Origin of the sequence: uncultured Parasphingopyxis sp., assembly GCF_937129435.1 — a bacterium.
GTDB lineage: Bacteria > Pseudomonadota > Alphaproteobacteria > Sphingomonadales > Sphingomonadaceae > Parasphingopyxis.
On sequence record NZ_CAKZNF010000016.1, the window covers coordinates 1 to 17,252 of the forward strand.

Sequence of the window (17,252 nt, forward strand, 5' to 3'; positions counted from 1 at the left end):
TATATGGCGCCGACGACGCTGCCATCCTGACCGCGCTCGGCCTCCACGCCCTCCAGCATCGGGGCCAGGAAGCGTGCGGGATCGCGACCCATGACGGATCGCGTTTTCACATCGAGCGCTATCTCGGCCTGGTCGGGGAGAATTTCACCTCGCCCGACATGCCGCAGCGCCTGCCGGGCCGTGTCGCGATCGGCCATGCCCGCTATTCCACGCAGGGTGCATCGGTCTTGCGCAATGTCCAGCCGCTCTTCGCGGATGTCCGCGGTGGCGGTATCGCCCTCGCCCATAATGGCAATCTGACCAATGCCCGCGTGCTGCGCGAGGAACTCGTCAGCCACGGCGCCATCTTCCAGTCGACCTCCGATTCGGAGGTCGTGCTGCATCTGGCCGCCCAGTCGAAAAAGACCAAGCTGACCAATCGCGTCCTGCAGGCGCTCAAACAGGTCCAGGGCGCCTTCGCCTTCGTGGCGCTGGTCAATGACCGGCTGATCGCGGCGCGCGACCCCTACGGTATCCGTCCGCTGGTCATGGGTTCGCTGGGCGATGCCGTGATCTTCGCTTCGGAAACCTGCGCACTGGACATGGTCGGCGCCACCTTCATCCGCGTCGTCCCGCCCCTGGCGCTCGCCCTCTTCCCGGGTCGCGGCGATCAGTGGGTCGAGCTTGCGGGTTTCGACGTCAAGGCGCTCGTAGAGCAGCCCTTCCCTCAGTCCATAGGCGGATACGATCAGATTTCCGAGATTGGCCTGCTTGACGAGTTGAGAGAGGATAGCCGCGCCGTCCGTCAGGTTCGGAATACGCTGCGAGGCGATTGAGGGAACGACCGACAGTTTCGACATGTCGATGCGGGCGAGCAGCCTGACCAGTGCTGCGGGTCGGTCTGGCTTCATCACATAATGATGGACGATCGGCAGCGGAAACTTGGTCCGGTGCATGTCGAGCCGCGCAAGCGCGCGCCATGAGCCGCCCACCAGATAGAGCGGTTTTCCCTCGCATTTGTGCACCCAGTCCGCCTGCTTCAGCGCCTTGGCAACGGCGCGTTTGAGCGCGCCCTTCTTCCGTTTTTCGCGCAGATCGGCAACGCGCAGGACACCGAGCGGAAAGGACACGGTTTCTCTGACCTCACCATTCTTGACGCGTGCCAGCTCCAGGCTTCCGCCTCCCAGATCGCCGACCAGGCCGTTTGCATCGGGAATTGCCGAAAGGACCCCCATGGCGGCGAGGCAGGCTTCGTCCTCGCCCGAAAGCAAGCGCACCGAAAGGCCGATCTGCTCCAGCATGGCGATGAAATCGCCGCCATTGGGCGCATCGCGGACCGCCGCCGTCGCCACGGTGCGCAGGTCGGTGACGTCCATCGCTGTCGCCAGCATGCGAAAGCGGCGCAGCGTGACCATGGCATCCTCGATCGCCTCGTCGGAAAGCCCGCCATCCTCGCGCATCCGCTTGCCGAGGCCGATCATCACCTTTTCGTTGAAGAGGAAACTCGGCATCCGGCCCGGCCCGTCGAAGACGACGAGGCGGATCGAGTTCGACCCGATGTCGATGACGGCGACCCGCCCGAGGCCCGGGACGATCGGCGCCCTTGCCGGCGTAATATAGGAAACGGTCGCCATATCAGCCCGTATCGTCTCCCCGGATCGCACGCATAGCGTTTCTCCCTCGGTGTAAACGAGTCTCTAGGCTGTAGGGTCCGTACCGGCCACCGGCTTATCCACGCCGCGCGACGCGGAGCTTTTTCGGCATCGATCCCTGTTCCTGCAGCGCCGCGCCGCGGCCCGAAAGCGAGGGGTTGGTCATGAAATAGCGATGCAGGTTGAACGGCCGTCCCTGTGGCTCGACGCGGGTATAGTTGCCCTCGCCGTCAAGCTCCCAGCTCTGTTCATTGTCGATCAGGTTGGCGACCATGACCTGATCGAGGATCTGAGCGTGGACAGTCTCGTTCTCGATCGGCATCATATATTCGACGCGGCGGTCGAAATTGCGGGGCATCCAGTCGGACGAGCTGATGAAGACCTTGGCCTTCTTGTTCGGCAGGTCGGCGCCATTGCCGAAACAGAAGATGCGGCTGTGTTCTAGGAAACGCCCGATCACCGATTTGACGCGGATATTCTCGGACAGGCCGTCGATACCCGGCTTCAGACAGCAAATGCCGCGAATGACGAGATCGATCTGCACGCCGGCCTGGCTTGCCTCGTACAGCTTGTCGATGATCAACGGATCGACGAGCGAGTTCATTTTCGCCCAGACCGCGCCGTCGCGCCCAGCTTTCTCATGCGCGATCTCGTCGTCGATCAGCTTCATCAGGTCATTGCGCATGTCGCGCGGGGCCATCGAGATCAGCTCGAAATTCTCCGGCTGCACATAGCCGGTGATGTAATTGAACAGCTGCGCCGCATCGCGCCCCGCCTTCGGGTTTGCGGTGAAGAAGCTCAAATCGGTGTAAATCTTGGCGGTGACGGGGTGATAGTTGCCGGTGCCGAAATGGCAGTAGCTGGTATAGCCCTCGCCTTCCTTGCGCACGACCGTCGTCACCTTGGCGTGCGTCTTCCACTCGATGAAACCATAGACGACCTGTACGCCCGCGCGTTCGAGCGCATTGGCCCAGAGCAGATTCTGTTCCTCATCGAACCGCGCCTTCAGTTCGACCACGGCGGTCACCGATTTGCCCGCTTCCGCCGCGTCGATCAGCGCGCGGATCACCGCCGATTGTTTGCCGGCTCGGTAAAGCGTCTGTTTGATCGCCACGACATCGGGGTCGTCTGCGGCCTGTTTCAACAGCGCGACGACGACGTCGAAGGTCTCATAGGGGTGGTGGACGACGATGTCCTTCGCCTTGATCGCCGCAAAACAATCGCCGCCATGCTCACGAATGCGCTCGGGGAAGCGCGGGCTGAACGGCGTGAATTTGAGATCGGGCCGGTCTTCCTCGACCAGGAATTCGAGGTCGGCAATGCCGAGAAAACCGCTCGATTCGGCGACGATGGCGTCCTCGCCGCCCATTTCGCGGCGGATCAGCTCGTCGAGCTCATCGGGAATATCGGCTTCGAGTTTGAGCCGGATGACACGGCCGCGACGGCGGCGCTTGATGGCGCTGCGGAAATAGCGGACGAGGTCTTCGGCCTCTTCCTCGACCTCGATATCGCTGTCGCGGATGATCCGGAATCCGCCCTGCCCTTTGACCTCATAGCCGGGGAAGAGCAGCCCGGTAAAGCGGCGGATGATGGTCTCGATCGCGATGTAACAGGCAGTCTCGCCCGGCACGCGGACGAAGCGCGGCAAGGTCGTCGGCAGCATCAGCAATTCGCGGATGGGCGCGCCATCGGACTTGCGCTCCAGATCGAAAACGAGGCTCAGCCCTTTGTTCGGGATGAACGGAAAGGGGTGAGCGGGATCGAGCGCCTGCGGCGTCAGCACCGGAAAGATGTGCTCGCGAAAATGGTTTTCGAGCCAGGCATCGGTTTCCGGCTCCACGCCGTCCTGATTGAGGACATGGATATCGGCGTCGGTCAGAGCCGCGCGCAGTTCTTCCCAAACCCCCTGTTGCGTATCCATCAGCGAATTGACGCGCGTGGCGATCGCGCTCAGCTGCTGCGTCGGCGTCAGTCCGTCGAACGACCGCAGCTCGACACCCTGGAGTTGCTGGCCTTTGAGCCCCGCCACGCGGACCATGAAGAATTCGTCGAGATTGTTGCCCGAGATTGACAGGAAACGCAGCCGTTCGAGCAGCGGGTGCGCCGGGTTGCACGCTTCCTCAAGCACGCGTTCGTTGAACTGCAGCCAGGACAGTTCGCGATTGAAATAGGTGTTCTCCGAGCCCGGTTCGGTCTCGATCTCACGCGAGAAATCCTCGGTGATATGCTCGGGATTATAGTCGTCCATCGCACGGTTCTAATCCGAAAACTGTTGCAGGTCGATGAAATCGCGCGGTGATGGCGATCAACGATCTCGTGACGGCCGCAGTTCGTCCAATGCGTCGCGCGCCAACGCACGGCTGATTCGGCGGCCGCTTTCCATCGCGATCCGGTCCATCGCCTCGATCAGCCGAAACAGGCCGAAATGCGTGCGCTCCATACGGGTCAGCAAATAGTCGACGACATCGGGCCCGACATCGAGGCCGCGCGAGGCAAAGTGCCGGACAATCCTGCCACCGATCAGCATGTCGCTCGGTTCGCCGATCTCGACCTTGGGCGTTGCGGCCATGCGCGATCGCAGGTCGGGCAACCGGATATGCCAGACCGGTGGCGGGGCGTTGGCGACGATAAGCAGCGGCTTGTGCTCGGCCTGGGCGCGGTTCCACGCGTGGAAGATCTCCTCTTCATCGCCCAGATCGGCGTCGTCGAAGACATCGCCGCCGCTTTTCCGCGCGAACAGTCGTGCCAGAGTCGAGCGGCCGGACTTGCGCGGCCCGGTCAGCAGGCTGATGCGAACCGGCCAGAGCGACCAGTGTTCGAGATGGCGGACGGCGTCCCGGTTGCTCTCGTCAAGGATGAAGGCATCGTCATCCGCTTGATCGGGCCAATCGAGCGGTAGCGGGATCTGCCTCATTCGTCCTCGCTGCCGCCGCCCTCTTGCGCCGGAGGTTGCTGGGGAGTCGGTTGCGGTGGCGGGGCGGCGCGGCTGATACGCAGCGTCCCCGCTCCGCGCTGTACCTGGAACCCGCGTGCGGCCAACGCCGAGGCGAGTGCGTCGAGATCGCCGATATAGGTGACCTCCATCAGCGAAAGCCCGCCGATCGCCAGGCTCGATGTCGTGGCCGCGCGGACGCCCGGTGTGCCGCGGACGGCAGCTTCGGAGCTGCGAACCGCATCGGCATTGGGCGTTGCGACCTGGATGGTATAGCGGCCCGTGGCCGTCGCCTGCTCGTCATTGACGGCTTCGGGCGGCGTGCGATCCGCAATACTGGCTTCCATTTCTTCGAATTCGTCCTCGAGTTCCTCTTCGTCGATACCGAATTCAAACTGCAGCGACGGATCGGGGGTCAACCGGCCATCGGCAAGCGCCTGTCGGAACAGCTGGTCCATACGCTGAACCCCGGCATCGAGCAGCCGATCCAGGCTATCGGCATTGCGGACGCGGAGCGAAAACTGGCCGAGCTTGCGCCGGTCGGGACCATGATAGCCGATAAACGTGCCGGTCACCGGGCCGCCGGGATAGCTGTAGCGAAGGTGGACGACCGGGATGATAACGTCCGCAGCGCCATAGGAATCGAGCAGGAAACGCCACCATCCCCGCCCGGGCCGCTGCGTCTGTCCGACGGTAAGCAGCAGCGGTGTCGGATTGGTTGCCGCGGCGCGCACATAGTCGATCGAGCTGTCGCCGGTGCGGAAGCGCACCCAGGCGCGCATCCAGGCGTTACGTTCCTCGAAGCTCTGCGGCGTGTTGCCGATCCACATGACGGGAACGGTGAGCAGCGGCGGCGAGCGGCTGACCTGCCCGCGCGAACCCAGATACTGGCTGACGCGCGCACGGTCGAACATCACTCCGAGCCGCGCGACATAGCGCGTCGGGCCGATCTGTTCTTCCTCGATGATGATTCCCGAAACGATGCCGTCCAGTGCGCTGTCGCTGAGCGCGGGTGCGCCGCTCGCCGATCCGCCGGTCATTCGCGCGTAGAGCATTCGCCAGCCCTGCCGCTGTGCTTCCTCCCAGCCCTTGCGTTGCGCGTCGAACGCATCCTCGCCCGTGACATCGACGGTGATCCCGGTCACTTCGAAATTGCTCGAGCTGTCGGTCGAAACCCCTGTCTCGCTCCCGCCTTCGCCGCGCTGCGCCAGCACGAGCGATCCAGCGCCTGCGAGCAGCGCCAGAATTGTCAGCGTCGCGATGACGGGGCGGCGGAGGAAAAACATGCGGTGTCTAATGGCGAGTTGGGGTTGGAAATCCAAGTGTAATGCGGCTAGTCGCTTGGCGCATGAACGCCAAGCATAATCAGCCCGAACCCTATAGCTATGAAAAGGCCGGGGTGTCGATTGCCGCGGGAAATGCGTTGGTGAAGGCGATCGCGCCGCTTGCTCGCGCGACGGCGCGTCCGGGCGCGGATGCCGATCTCGGCGGCTTCGGCGGCTTCTTTGATCCGAAGGCGGCGGGATATGCCGATCCGCTACTGGTGGCGGCGAACGATGGGGTCGGGACGAAGGTGAAGCTGGCGATCGATCATGACCGGCATGATGCGATCGGGATCGACCTGGTCGCCATGTGCGTCAACGATCTGATCGTGCAGGGCGCCGAGCCGCTCTTCTTTCTCGATTATTTCGCCACCGGGAAGCTCGACAACGGCGTCGCCGAACGGGTCGTCGCAGGGATCGCAGAGGGCTGCAAGATTGCCGGTTGCGCGCTGATCGGTGGCGAGACCGCGGAAATGCCGGGCATGTATGCCGCGGGCGATTACGACCTTGCCGGTTTCTGCGTCGGGGCCGTCGAACGCGGCGAGCAGTTGACGGGCGAAGGCATTGCGCCGGGCGATATGGTGCTTGGTCTCGCTTCGTCGGGCGTCCATTCGAACGGCTATTCGCTGGTACGGCGTCTCGCCGCCGACAAGGGCTGGAAGCTCGACCGCCCTGCCCCGTTCGACCACGAAACGCTACTCGTCGACGCGCTGATCGCGCCGACGCGAATCTATGTCAAATCTCTGCTGCCGCTGATCCGCGAGGGCCGGATCAAGGGGCTCGCGCATATTACGGGTGGCGGGCTCCTCGAAAATATCCCCCGTGTGTTGCCCGATGGCTGTCATGCCCGGATCGATACCGATGCCTGGGAGCAGACTGCGCTCATGGCCTTCCTACAGGCGCAGGGTAATATCGAGCCTGCCGAGTTGGCGCGCACCTTCAATTGCGGAATCGGCATGGCGTTGATCGTGGCGCCGGACATGGCCGATGACGTGGCGGCGGCGCTCGAGAGAGCCGACGAAACGGTCGAGCGTATCGGGACGATCGAAGCGGGGACGAAAGGCTGCACCGTCTCCGGCTCTGCCGACAGCTGGGCCGCGCTCGAGGACTGGAGCACCACGCATAATGGCTGAACGCGCCCGCGTCGCCATTTTCATCTCCGGCCGCGGGTCGAACATGGCGGCGCTGATCTATGCCGCCAAGCACGAAGAGTGTCCGTTCGAGGTGGTGCTCGTCGCATCGAATGATCCCGAAGCGCGCGGAATCGCCTTGGCCCGGGCCGAAGGTATCGACACCTTCGTGCAAAGCCATAAGGGGCACGAGCGGGCCGCGTTCGACGAGATCATGGAGCATGCGGCGCGCGATGCCGGCGCCGATTACATCGTTCTCGCCGGCTATATGCGGATCCTGTCGGAGGCGTTCGTGTCGCGCTGGAAAGGGCGGATGCTCAACATTCACCCTTCCCTGCTGCCCAAATATCCAGGGCTCGACACCTATGCACGGGCCATTGAAGCCGGCGATTCCCTATCGGGTTGCACGGTCCACCTTGTTACCGGCGAGCTCGATAGCGGCCCGATCCTCGGACAGACCGAGGTGGCGATCCTGCCGGACGACACGCCGGATCGGCTGGCGAGCCGGATCCTGATCGCCGAGCACCAGCTCTATCCGCGCGTTCTAGCCGATTATGTGTCGCGCGAGCTCGATCCGGATTGGCTCGTCCAGAAAGTCGGCGAACTGGCGCTGGAGCTGCCGGAAACGCACGCGCGAACCTCGCACGGTGCGCCCGGCTGGCGGGTGGGCACAGAGAAATCGGGCAAGTTCTTTGCCTATGTCTCGATCCACCATCATGGCGAGGAGACCGTCGCGCTGCTCGTCAAAACCAGCGGACCCGACGAAATGGCTGCACTGATCGAAGCCGAACCCGATCTCTACTACAAGCCCGCCTATTACGGGGCGTCGGGATGGATCGCAGTACGGCTCGACACCGGCACCGTAGACTGGGACCACATTGCCGGATGGCTCCGGAAGAGTTGGAGCGCGGTTGCTCCAAAGAAGATCTCCGGGTTGATTGCTGTGGCGGAAGAGTTTTGAAAATCTATAGCAAAAATCCTCAGCTTTGCTGCTTTCGCAATTTCAGTACAGCCACGACCAAGTAGAGCACTGCAACAAGCCCTGCCGATGATACGAGGATCGTATCAGCCAGACTACCACCCCAGCCGGAAATCCTAGAGCCTGCAATAGCCGTACAAATGACGATCACTCCGATGATCGCTCGCCAAGGGAGACGCGTCAGTGAAGGAAAATAATCCGAGCGGCGCGGACCAACGAGCGGTGCATCGCGCAGAAGACTGTCTCTGAAGGCTGCGAAAGCGCGGTAGGCCATGATTTGTCGAACAAAGACTGGCGCAATTCCGATCAACATGATGGCCCAGATGATGCGTTGATCAGTCGCATTCTCTATGTCTATCAATACGACGATCACGACCAATGACACGATTGTCAAAAAGCTGATAATCACTTGGCGCCAAAATGGCCAACCGGTCGGCAAAATCAATTCGCGATATCGGTCAATAAGCTGCTTACGTTGTTCAGCCGTGACGAGCTTCTTTCCGTCAGGCGTTGCGAGCAAAAAACCGTCCTCAACGGCCTCGAAACGAGCTTTGTAGAAGGCGATATAGTCCATTCGTTCCTAACCGACGATTTCATCCTCGTCGAAGAAGAAGGCGATCTCGATTGCGGCATTCTCGTCGCTGTCCGAGCCGTGAACGCTGTTGGCCTCGATCGACTCGGCGAAGGTCTTGCGGATGGTGCCTTCATCGGCGTCGGCGGGGTTGGTGGCGCCCATGATCTTGCGGTTGCGGACGACGGCGTCTTCGCCTTCGAGCACCTGCACGACCACCGGGCCCGAGGTCATGAACTCGACGAGTTCGCCGAAGAACGGGCGTTCCTTGTGAACGGCGTAGAAGCCCTCGGCCTGTTCCTGCGTCATATGGATGCGCTTTGAGGCGACAACGCGCAGGCCGGCCTCTTCCAGCATCTTGGTGACGGCGCCCGTCAGGTTGCGGCGCGTGGCGTCGGGTTTGATGATCGAGAAAGTGCGTGTCACGGCCATGGCGGCGAATGCTCCGAAAAAGTCTGAAGTTGGGGATTGCTGCGCCCGATAGGGGCAGATGTGCGCGCGTGCAAGCCTTCTTGGCGTCTTACGGGCCCTGCCGCCAGCGGCCGCCCTCGCGCTTCCAGTAGCGGGGCTCCGCATCGTCCTTGCCGGCAAGCGATCGCCATGCCTGGCGCGCCTCGTCGAGCGTTGCATTGTCGAACAGGTAGAAGACACGCTCGAAACCGAGTGCTTCATCGCGCCAATGGCCGTCCGCGATCATCGCGAACCTAGCGCCATTGGGCGCGTCGACGGCATCCGAGAGGAGGATCGGCTGGTTCGCATCGCCCTTCCCTTTCGACTGCGCGTGCGGGAGGTACGAGGCCGGGTCACGCGTCCAGAGCTGCTCGTCGAGCAGCGCACGCAAGCGATCGTCGCCGCAGATCAGCAACAGCCTCTCGCCCGTTTCCAGCACTTTCTCGGCCAGCTGCGGTACGACATCCTCGATCGGTGTACCGGCAAGTTCATAGAAATCGACCTGCACGCGCCCGCGATCAGCTTTCGAAATTGTCGGCGACGAAGCGGTCGAGCAGCCGGACGCCGAAGCCCGTCGCGCCCTTGTCCCAAAGGTTCGACGCACTCTTCATCCAGACCATCCCGGCAATGTCGAGATGCGCCCATTTGACGCCGTCCTGCACGAAGCGCTGCAGATATTGCGCCGCCGTGATCGAACCGGCCTCGCGCGGACCGACATTCTTCATATCGGCGATCGGCGAATCGAGCAGCTTGTCATAGGCCTTGCCGAGCGGCATCCGCCACAGCTTGTCGCCGCTCGAGGTGCCCGCCGCAAGCAGCTGTTCCGCCAGCCCGTCATCGTTCGCGAAGCATCCGCCATGCTCGAAACCGAGCGCGATGATCATCGCCCCGGTCAGTGTGGCGAGATCGATCATCACATCGGGCCGGTAATTCTCCTGCACCCAGTGCATCGCGTCGCACAGCACCAAGCGCCCTTCGGCATCGGTGTTCAACACCTCGACCGTCTGACCCGACATCGTCGTGACGACATCCGCAGGCCGTTGTGCATTTCCGTCGGGCATATTCTCGACAAGCCCGCACACGCCGATGACGTGCGCCTTGGCCTTGCGTCCCGCCAGCGCGCGCATGGCGCCCGCGACGGCGCCCGCTCCGCCCATGTCGAACTTCATGTCCTCCATGCCCGGCCCCGGCTTGATCGATATGCCGCCGGTATCGAATGTGACGCCTTTACCGACAAGGGCCAGCGGCTTATTCTGTTCGCCATCGGTACCGTCCCAGCGCATGACGAGCAGTTGCGGCTCGCGCACCGAACCCTGGGCCACGCCGAGCAGCGCGCCCATGCCGAGTTCGGCCATTTCGTCGCGGCCCAACACCTCTATCTTTACGCCGAGTTCCTCGAGCGGCCTGCACCGTTCGACGAAGCTCTTCGGGTAAAGGATGTTCGGCGGTTCGGTAACCAGTTCGCGCGCAAAGGCGATCCCGGCGAAGACATGCTCATGCGCCGCCCAGCGACCGGCCTCATCCTCGTCCGCGACGACCGTGATCGTTCGCAGGGTCGGTTTCGCCTTGGCCTTTTGCCGCGTGCGATATCGATCGAGCCGCCAACCGCGCTGCAAAGCGCCATAGGCCATGCGCGATCCGGTGTCCGTGCTGCTATCCGACGACGCGTCGATGATCATCGTCTTTTCGCCCGATGTGAGCAGTTTCGCCGCCACCGCTCCGCCGGCATTTTCATAGCCGTGATCTTCACCCGACCCGACGCCGGCGAGCAGAACGCGCCGGGGCTCGCCGTCATAATCGGTGACAATCTCCACGATGGATGCCGTGTCGCCGTTGAAACGCGCCGCCTGCGCCGCCCGGCGCAAATGCGCCGCGACTTCCTCACTCAAGCCGTCCAGTGCGGCATCGATCCCGCCCTTCTTGCTGACGGGCAGGACGAGCGCATCGGGGCTGTCGGGACGGGACGAGGCAAAACGTACGGAGATCGAAATCGCTATTCTCCTGTCGGGAATTGAAATCACAACGGAATTGATCTGTCCGGATAGCGGAACGGCGGGCGTCTGGCAAAGACGATTGCAGCGCGGGCGCGCGGGTGCGATAGGCGCGGCAGAAGCCGGACTTTCATCCGATACAGGTATTCAGTGACGCGTAAGACGATATTCTGCCTCAGCGTGCTTCCGTTGGCGATGGTGGCGCAAGCCGCCATGGCGCAGGGCACGGGCGACGGCGATCCGTTCGATCCCGATGCCTCCCGGTTGATCCCGCCGGTGGATCTGACGGATGAGGAGCTTCCGCCGCTCGAAGCCTCGATGGAGCCCGACGAGATCGTCTTCAGCGCTCAGATGATCGAATACAACCAGGCGAGCGATGTCGTGACCGCGAGCGGCGACGTTCATCTCGTGCGCGACGGCGTCCGTTTGCGTGCCGACCAGGTCGTCTGGAACCGGAATACCGGCGAGGTGATCGCCAGCGGCAATGTCGCGGTGCGCTCGCCCGAGGGCGATTCCGCCTATGCCGAGCGGGCCGAACTGACCGATACGCTGCGCGACGGCATGGTCGACAATCTGCTGATCGTGCTGGAAAATGGCGGCAGACTGGCCGCGCAGGCCGGAGCGCGCGACGACGGCGTCTCGATCCTCGATAACGCGGCCTACACCCCCTATCGCGCGCTCGACGACGAAGGCGAGCCGCAGGAGCCGAGCTGGTATATCACCGCCGCGCGCGTCATCCACGATCCCGAAACCAACCGGATCCGATACGAAGACGCGCGGTTCAATCTTTTCGGGCTGACCATTGCCGCTTTGCCGAGCTTTTCTCATCCCGATGGGTCCGAGGGCGGCTCGACCGGCTTTCTGGTCCCCGATTTCCGGCTCAGCCGCTCAAACGGGCTCGAAGTCGAATTTCCCTATTATATCAATCTCGCGCCCAATCGTGACGCGACGATCACGCCGCATATCTATACCGGTGTGCTCCCCGCGATCGAGGCGGAATACCGGCATCTCGCTGCCGAGGGTGCGTTTCAGATTGCCGGCATCGCCACATACAGCTCGCGGCGCCCCATCAATCCGCCCGCCGGCTTCGTCTTCGATGGCGACAATGACTTTCGCGGCTATATCGAGGCCAACGGCCGCTTTCAGTTTACGCCATATTGGTCGGTCACCGGTTCTACCCGGCTGACGACGGACGACACTTTCCTGCGTCGTTACGATATCTCGCGCGACGACCGGTTGCGGTCGACGGTCGAGGCCGAGCGGATCGGCGAGAACAGCTATTTCTCGATCGCCGGCTGGGCTGTGCAGGATTTGCGCGCGACAGCGGACGGCGGCCAGCAGCCCATCGCCATCCCCGCGATCGACTATCGCCAGCGTTTCGCGGACGGACTGATTGGCGGCACGGTCAATCTGCAGGCGAACAGCCTTGGCATCATCCGCACCGACGGACAGGACACGCAGCGGGCATTCGCCAGCGCGCAATGGGACTATCGCCGGATCACGAGTCTCGGTCAGGAATTCTCCCTGACGGCATTGGTGCGCGGCGATGCCTATCATTCGGACGAGAACGCCGACACCATCACCGGGCTCTATGCCGGCGAGGAAGGCTGGCAGTTTCGCGGAATCGGTGCGGTCGCCGCCGATATCCGCTGGCCGTTCGTCGGCGAACTGTTCGGCGGTATCCAGCGCGTGACGCCGCGCGTCCAGATCGTCGCCACGCCCGATCTGTCGAACCTCGAAGTGCCGAACGAGGATTCGCGGTCGATCGAGCTGGAAAATGCCAGCATCTTCGCGATCAACCGCTTTCCCGGTTACGACCGGTTCGAGGATGGGGTTCGCATGACCTATGGCGGCGAATATGCGCTCGATCTCCCACGCTTCTCGCTGCGGACCAGCCTTGGCCAGAGCTACCGTCTCACGCGCAAACCCACCCTGTTTCCGTCCGGAACCGGACTTTCATCGCGCTTTTCCGATGTCGTGGGCCGGACCGAGATTCGCTATGGGCGGTTCCTTGCGCTCACCAGCCGTTATCGGATCGACAAGGACAATCTCGATATCCGTCGTGCCGAACTCGACCTGACGGTGGGATCGCGCACGACCTATGTCGAGCTGGGCTATTTGCTTCTCGACAGGGATATCACCCTCAACATCGAGGATTTGCGCGATCGCGAGGAATTGCGCGCGGCGGCGCGCGTCGCGATCGGCGATTACTGGTCGATCTTCGGTTCGGCCGTCGTCGATCTCACCAGCCGCAGAGAAGACCCGCTATCGCTTGCCGACGGGTTCGATCCTGTTCGAACGCGTCTGGGCTTCGGCTATGAGGACGAAGGGCTCGAATTCGGGTTCACCTGGCGGCGAGACTATGACGACACCGGCGATGCGCGCCGCGGCGACACCTTCCTCTTCCGGGTGGCGTTACGCAATCTTGGACGCTAAGCCTGCGTTCAGGATAAATCTGTTTGAGCTCATCCACGACATTTGCCGGTTGCGACTGGCAACAGAACGGACATTGCTACTAGAAATGACGACCATGAATGCACAGCGTTTTAAGCGCGGGATGATTGCCATTGCCTCGACGGCGGGCCTCGGCCTGCTTGCCTTTGGTGCCGCCGCACAATCACCGATGGACGATCTGAACAGCGCCTCGGTCCTCGACCTGCCCGAACAGTTTCGCGTGTTCAGCGAATATGACCCGAACATTCGCAAGCCAACGGCGATCGTCAATGGCGAGATCATCACGCGAACCGATGTGGACCAGCGCCTTGCGCTCGTCCTCGCGGCCAATGGCGACGTCCAGATTTCCGAAGAGGAATTGCAACGGCTGCGCATCCAAGTGCTCAGCAACCTGATCGACGAGACGTTGCAGATCCAGGAAGCGGCCGCGAATGAAATCGAGATCACCGATGCCGAAGTCGAGCAGACGCTGCAGCGCGTGAGCGGAAACTTTGCGTCCGAAGACGTGAACTTCGCCGATTATCTTCGCCAGCAGGGCTCCTCGCAGCGCTCGATCGAACGCCAGATCGAAGGCGAGCTGGCTTGGAACCGCCTGCTGCGTCGCTACGTTAATCCGCGAATTAACGTCAGCGATGCCGAGGTCGAGGCCGTCCGCGAGCGGCTCGAAGCCTCGCGCGGCCAGACCGAATACCGGATCGCGGAAATCTATCTGAGCGCGCGGCCGGACAATGAAGCGCAGGTCCGGGCCAATGCCGAGCAAATTCTCGAGCAGCTTCGCCGAGGCGCGTCGTTCCCGGCCTATGCGCGGCAATATTCCGAAGCGTCGACGGCTGCTGTGGGTGGCGATCTCGGCTGGGTGCTGCCCGGCCAGTTGCCGACGGAACTCGCTCAGGTGCTGCCGCAAATTCCCGTCGGCGCGGTGAGCCCGCCCATTCCCGTACCCGGCGGCTTTTCGATCATCGCGATGGTCGACCAGCGCCAGATCCTTTCGGCCGATCCGCGCAATGCGGTGCTGAGCCTGAAGCAGATCACCGTGAACTTCCCTCCCGGCACTACCGAGGCGGATGCGACGCCGGTCGTCACGCAGCTTGCCGAGGCCTCGCAATCCAGCGGTGGCTGCGGTGCGGCCGAAGCGCTGGCGCAAAGCGTCGGCGGGACCGTGGTGCAGAATGATTCGGTGCAGATGCGCGATCTTCCGCCGGCGCTGCAGCAAGCGATGGTGGACCTCCAGATCGGCCAGTCCTCGCCGCCATTCGGCTCGATCGAGGACGGTGTGCGCGTGTTGGTCCTGTGCGGCCGCGAATCGGGTGCGCCGAGCCAGAGCCTCGATCCCGAGCGGATCATGGCCTCGCTCCAGGATTCGCGCAGCAGCCGGATGGCGCGCAACTATCTCCGCAATCTGCGCCGTGATGCGGTGATTGAGTATCGCTGATCTGGGAGGGTCCGCAATGGCGCCGATAGCGGTATCGCTCGGCGACCCGGCAGGGATCGGGCCGGAAATTATCGGCAAGGCGTGGAGCGAGCGCACACGGCATAGCCTGCCTGTTTTCTTCGGTGTCGGGGATGCCGGCGCGCTCAAGCGCTTCTGGCATGGCCCTGTGGTCGAAATTTCCGAACCCGCGGAGGCGGACGCCGCGTTCGACAAGGGCGTGCCCGTGCTCGCGGTCGAGAATGACGAGCGTGTCGTCGGCGGTGAACCGACCGCGCAGGGCGCGCGCTGCGCACTCGATTCTCTCGAAATGGCGGTCGGGCTGGCGCGATCCGGTGCCGCGGGGGCGGTCGTGACCGGCCCGGTCGCGAAATCGCGACTCTATGACATCGGCTTTGCCCATCCCGGACAGACAGAGTTCGTCGCCGAACGTTGCGGCGTCGCGCTGTCGAACACGGCGATGTTACTGGCCGGGCCCTCGCTGCGCACCGTCCCGATCACCACGCATATGCCCTTGCGCGACGTGCCGGACGCATTGACGCCCGATCTTGTCATGACCAAGGGCCGTACGACGGCCCGCGGACTGGAGCGCAATTTCGGCATCGCCCGTCCGCGCCTCGTTTTCTCCGGCCTCAACCCGCATGCGGGAGAATTCGGTGCACTGGGTCGCGAAGAAATCGACATTCTCGAACCCGCGATCAGCCAGTTACGCGAGGAAGGCATAGACGCCAAGGGTCCGTTCGCCGCCGACACGATGTTCCATCCCGAGGCGCGGATGAAATATGATTGCGCGCTGTGCCCGTCGCACGACCAGGCGCTGATTCCCTTGAAAACGCTGCATTTCGACGAAGGCGTCAATATGACGCTGGGCTTACCGATCGTGCGGACAGCGCCCGATCACGGGACGGCGTTCGAGATCGCCGGCAAGGGCAAGGCCAATCCCGGCGCCATGATCGCTGCCATCGGCCTGGCGGCGTTCTGTGCCCGCAAGCGTTCGGCCTACGACGCGCAACAAGCGGCGGCGTGACTGAGCTGCCGCCGCTGCGGGATGTGATCGCGGCGCATGGTTTGTCCGCGAGCAAGGCGCTCGGCCAGAATTTCCTTCTCGATACGCAATTGCTGGATCGGATCGCTGCGGTGCCGGGCGATCTCACCGATGAGACGGTGTATGAAGTCGGACCGGGACCGGGTGGGCTGACACGGGCGCTTCTCGCACGCGGTGCCAATGTGGTCGCGGTCGAAAGGGACCGGCGTTGCCTCGCGGCTCTTCAGCAAGTCTCGGATCATTTCGACGGCCGGCTGACCGTTATTGAGGGCGACGCGCTCAGGGTTGACGAAGCGCAGGTTACGGGCGGCGCTGCGCATATCGTCGCCAATCTGCCCTATAATGTCGGAAGTGCGCTGCTCGTGCGCTGGCTGACGGAGGAACGCTGGCCTCCCCGGTGGAAATCGGCGACGCTGATGTTTCAGAAAGAGGTGGCGGAGCGCATCGTGGCGAAACCGGGCAGCGCCGCGTTCGGGCGCCTCTCCGTTCTCGCGCAATGGCGCAGCGATGCGTCGATCGCGCTCAACGTCCACCGATCGGCTTTCGTGCCGCCGCCCAAGGTCATGTCGGCCGTCGTGCACATTGTGCCGCGATCCGCTCCGCCGGATGTCAAAGGACCGGTCATCGAACAGGTCACCCAGGCCGCATTCGGGCAGCGGCGCAAGATGTTGCGGCAAAGTCTGAAATCGGTTCCGCGTGCGCTTGATGCGCTCGAATCGCTTGGCATCGATCCAACGCGCCGGGCGGAGACGCTGGCCGTGGACGATTTCGTCGCTATCGCTCGGGAAATCGGCCCCTAGGGCGTGTTGGCCGGCTCGCCGTCGGAAGCCGTTGTCGCTTCCTGCGCTGCCAGCTGCGGCGCGGGTGGCCCGGCGGCAATCGTGGCGGCAAGGCTCGTCGCCTCTTCGCAGCTCGTTTCGCAAAGCGCCTCGATCCGGTCGAGATTACGTTGCGCCCGATCCATCGAACCGCGCTGAACAAAGACCTGCCCCTGCCCTTCGAGCGCGGCAAGGTCGTTTGGCTCGATCTCGAGCGCCTCGCGATAATAGCGGATCGCCAACCCGGGAAGCTCCTGCGACAGCGCCACTTCGGCGAGTGCGACATAGCCGTCGCGATTGCGCGGATCGACCGCGATGCCCGTTTCGATCAGATCCTGCGCCATCTCGGCATTGCCGGACGACAGCGCGGCGCGGCCTTCGGCGACCAGCGAAGCGGAACGCGGATCGATCTGGTCGTCGGCCAACTGGCCGTAGACCGTGCTCGAAGCGGTCGCAAATGCAAGCGAGATGGCAATGGCGAGGGGCGAGAAACGCATAAT

The 17,252-nt window shown here is 63.1% G+C and carries 15 protein-coding genes and 1 pseudogene; 7 read left to right on the top strand and 9 right to left on the bottom strand.

The features are described from left to right. Positions 1–158 precede the first annotated feature (158 nt). Positions 159–815 (top strand): class II glutamine amidotransferase, encoded by a 657-nt coding sequence (locus Q0139_RS03065; RefSeq protein ID WP_298017312.1) that lies wholly within the window; start codon positions 159–161, stop codon positions 813–815. Here the strand turns inward: Q0139_RS03065 and Q0139_RS03070 are convergent. The 4 genes and pseudogenes from Q0139_RS03070 to Q0139_RS03085 all read right to left on the bottom strand — a co-directional run. Next, positions 738–1,613: pseudogene (locus Q0139_RS03070) on the bottom strand (Ppx/GppA family phosphatase); the annotation flags it as partial. The gene Q0139_RS03065 and the pseudogene Q0139_RS03070 sit on opposite strands and share 78 nt — an antisense overlap. 94 nt (positions 1,614–1,707) lie before the next feature. Continuing rightward, the gene (locus Q0139_RS03075) at positions 1,708–3,879 is read right to left on the bottom strand and encodes an RNA degradosome polyphosphate kinase (protein WP_298017126.1); all 2,172 of its coding nucleotides are present in this window, start codon (positions 3,877–3,879) and stop codon (positions 1,708–1,710) included. 57 nt (positions 3,880–3,936) lie between these two features. Next, positions 3,937–4,545: a chromosomal replication initiator DnaA gene (locus Q0139_RS03080; RefSeq protein WP_298017129.1), complete on the bottom strand. Its 609-nt coding sequence runs from the start codon at positions 4,543–4,545 to the stop codon at positions 3,937–3,939. Then, positions 4,542–5,849, bottom strand: a complete 1,308-nt coding sequence (locus tag Q0139_RS03085; RefSeq protein ID WP_298017133.1) for a heavy-metal-associated domain-containing protein — start codon at positions 5,847–5,849, stop codon at positions 4,542–4,544. The genes Q0139_RS03080 and Q0139_RS03085 overlap by 4 nt, the downstream gene beginning before the upstream one ends. Before the next feature lie 62 nt (positions 5,850–5,911). Between Q0139_RS03085 and purM the strand changes: the two genes are divergently transcribed. Next, on the top strand, positions 5,912–7,018 hold the full coding sequence (gene purM, locus Q0139_RS03090) for a phosphoribosylformylglycinamidine cyclo-ligase (RefSeq protein WP_298017137.1): 1,107 nt from the start codon (positions 5,912–5,914) through the stop codon (positions 7,016–7,018). Further along, positions 7,011–7,976: a phosphoribosylglycinamide formyltransferase gene (gene purN, locus Q0139_RS03095; protein ID WP_298017140.1), complete on the top strand. Its 966-nt coding sequence runs from the start codon at positions 7,011–7,013 to the stop codon at positions 7,974–7,976. Before purM ends, purN begins: the two co-directional genes overlap by 8 nt. Before the next feature lie 19 nt (positions 7,977–7,995). On the opposite strand, the gene Q0139_RS03100 is transcribed toward purN, so the two are convergent. The 4 genes from Q0139_RS03100 to Q0139_RS03115 all read right to left on the bottom strand — a co-directional run bounded on the left by Q0139_RS03100 (position 7,996) and on the right by Q0139_RS03115 (position 11,000). Beyond that, positions 7,996–8,568: a hypothetical protein gene (locus Q0139_RS03100; protein ID WP_298017143.1), complete on the bottom strand. Its 573-nt coding sequence runs from the start codon at positions 8,566–8,568 to the stop codon at positions 7,996–7,998. Between the two features lie 6 nt (positions 8,569–8,574). Then, complete coding sequence (gene ndk, locus Q0139_RS03105) at positions 8,575–8,997, bottom strand: nucleoside-diphosphate kinase (RefSeq protein WP_298017146.1); 423 nt, start codon at positions 8,995–8,997, stop codon at positions 8,575–8,577. Between the two features lie 88 nt (positions 8,998–9,085). Further along, a complete protein-coding gene (locus Q0139_RS03110; RefSeq protein ID WP_298017148.1) occupies positions 9,086–9,523 on the bottom strand; it encodes a DNA polymerase III subunit chi in 438 nt (145 codons plus the stop codon). A 10-nt stretch (positions 9,524–9,533) separates the two neighbouring features. Next, positions 9,534–11,000, bottom strand: coding sequence for a leucyl aminopeptidase (locus Q0139_RS03115; RefSeq protein WP_298017314.1), 1,467 nt, complete (start codon positions 10,998–11,000; stop codon positions 9,534–9,536). A 156-nt stretch (positions 11,001–11,156) separates the two neighbouring features. On the opposite strand from Q0139_RS03115, the gene Q0139_RS03120 reads away from it, so the two are divergent. From Q0139_RS03120 to rsmA, 4 genes are all read left to right on the top strand, one after another. After that, positions 11,157–13,442 (top strand): LPS-assembly protein LptD, encoded by a 2,286-nt coding sequence (locus tag Q0139_RS03120; RefSeq protein ID WP_367180717.1) that lies wholly within the window; start codon positions 11,157–11,159, stop codon positions 13,440–13,442. A gap of 85 nt (positions 13,443–13,527) precedes the next feature. After that, positions 13,528–14,892: a peptidylprolyl isomerase gene (locus Q0139_RS03125; protein ID WP_298017152.1), complete on the top strand. Its 1,365-nt coding sequence runs from the start codon at positions 13,528–13,530 to the stop codon at positions 14,890–14,892. Between the two features lie 16 nt (positions 14,893–14,908). Next, positions 14,909–15,916: a 4-hydroxythreonine-4-phosphate dehydrogenase PdxA gene (gene pdxA / locus Q0139_RS03130; RefSeq protein WP_298017155.1), complete on the top strand. Its 1,008-nt coding sequence runs from the start codon at positions 14,909–14,911 to the stop codon at positions 15,914–15,916. Then, complete coding sequence (gene rsmA, locus Q0139_RS03135; RefSeq protein WP_298017158.1) at positions 15,913–16,734, top strand: 16S rRNA (adenine(1518)-N(6)/adenine(1519)-N(6))-dimethyltransferase RsmA; 822 nt, start codon at positions 15,913–15,915, stop codon at positions 16,732–16,734. The genes pdxA and rsmA overlap by 4 nt, the downstream gene beginning before the upstream one ends. On the opposite strand, the gene Q0139_RS03140 is transcribed toward rsmA, so the two are convergent. Next, a complete protein-coding gene (locus Q0139_RS03140) occupies positions 16,731–17,249 on the bottom strand; it encodes a tetratricopeptide repeat protein (RefSeq protein ID WP_298017160.1) in 519 nt (172 codons plus the stop codon). The two genes, rsmA and Q0139_RS03140, sit on opposite strands and share 4 nt — an antisense overlap. Positions 17,250–17,252 lie beyond the last annotated feature (3 nt).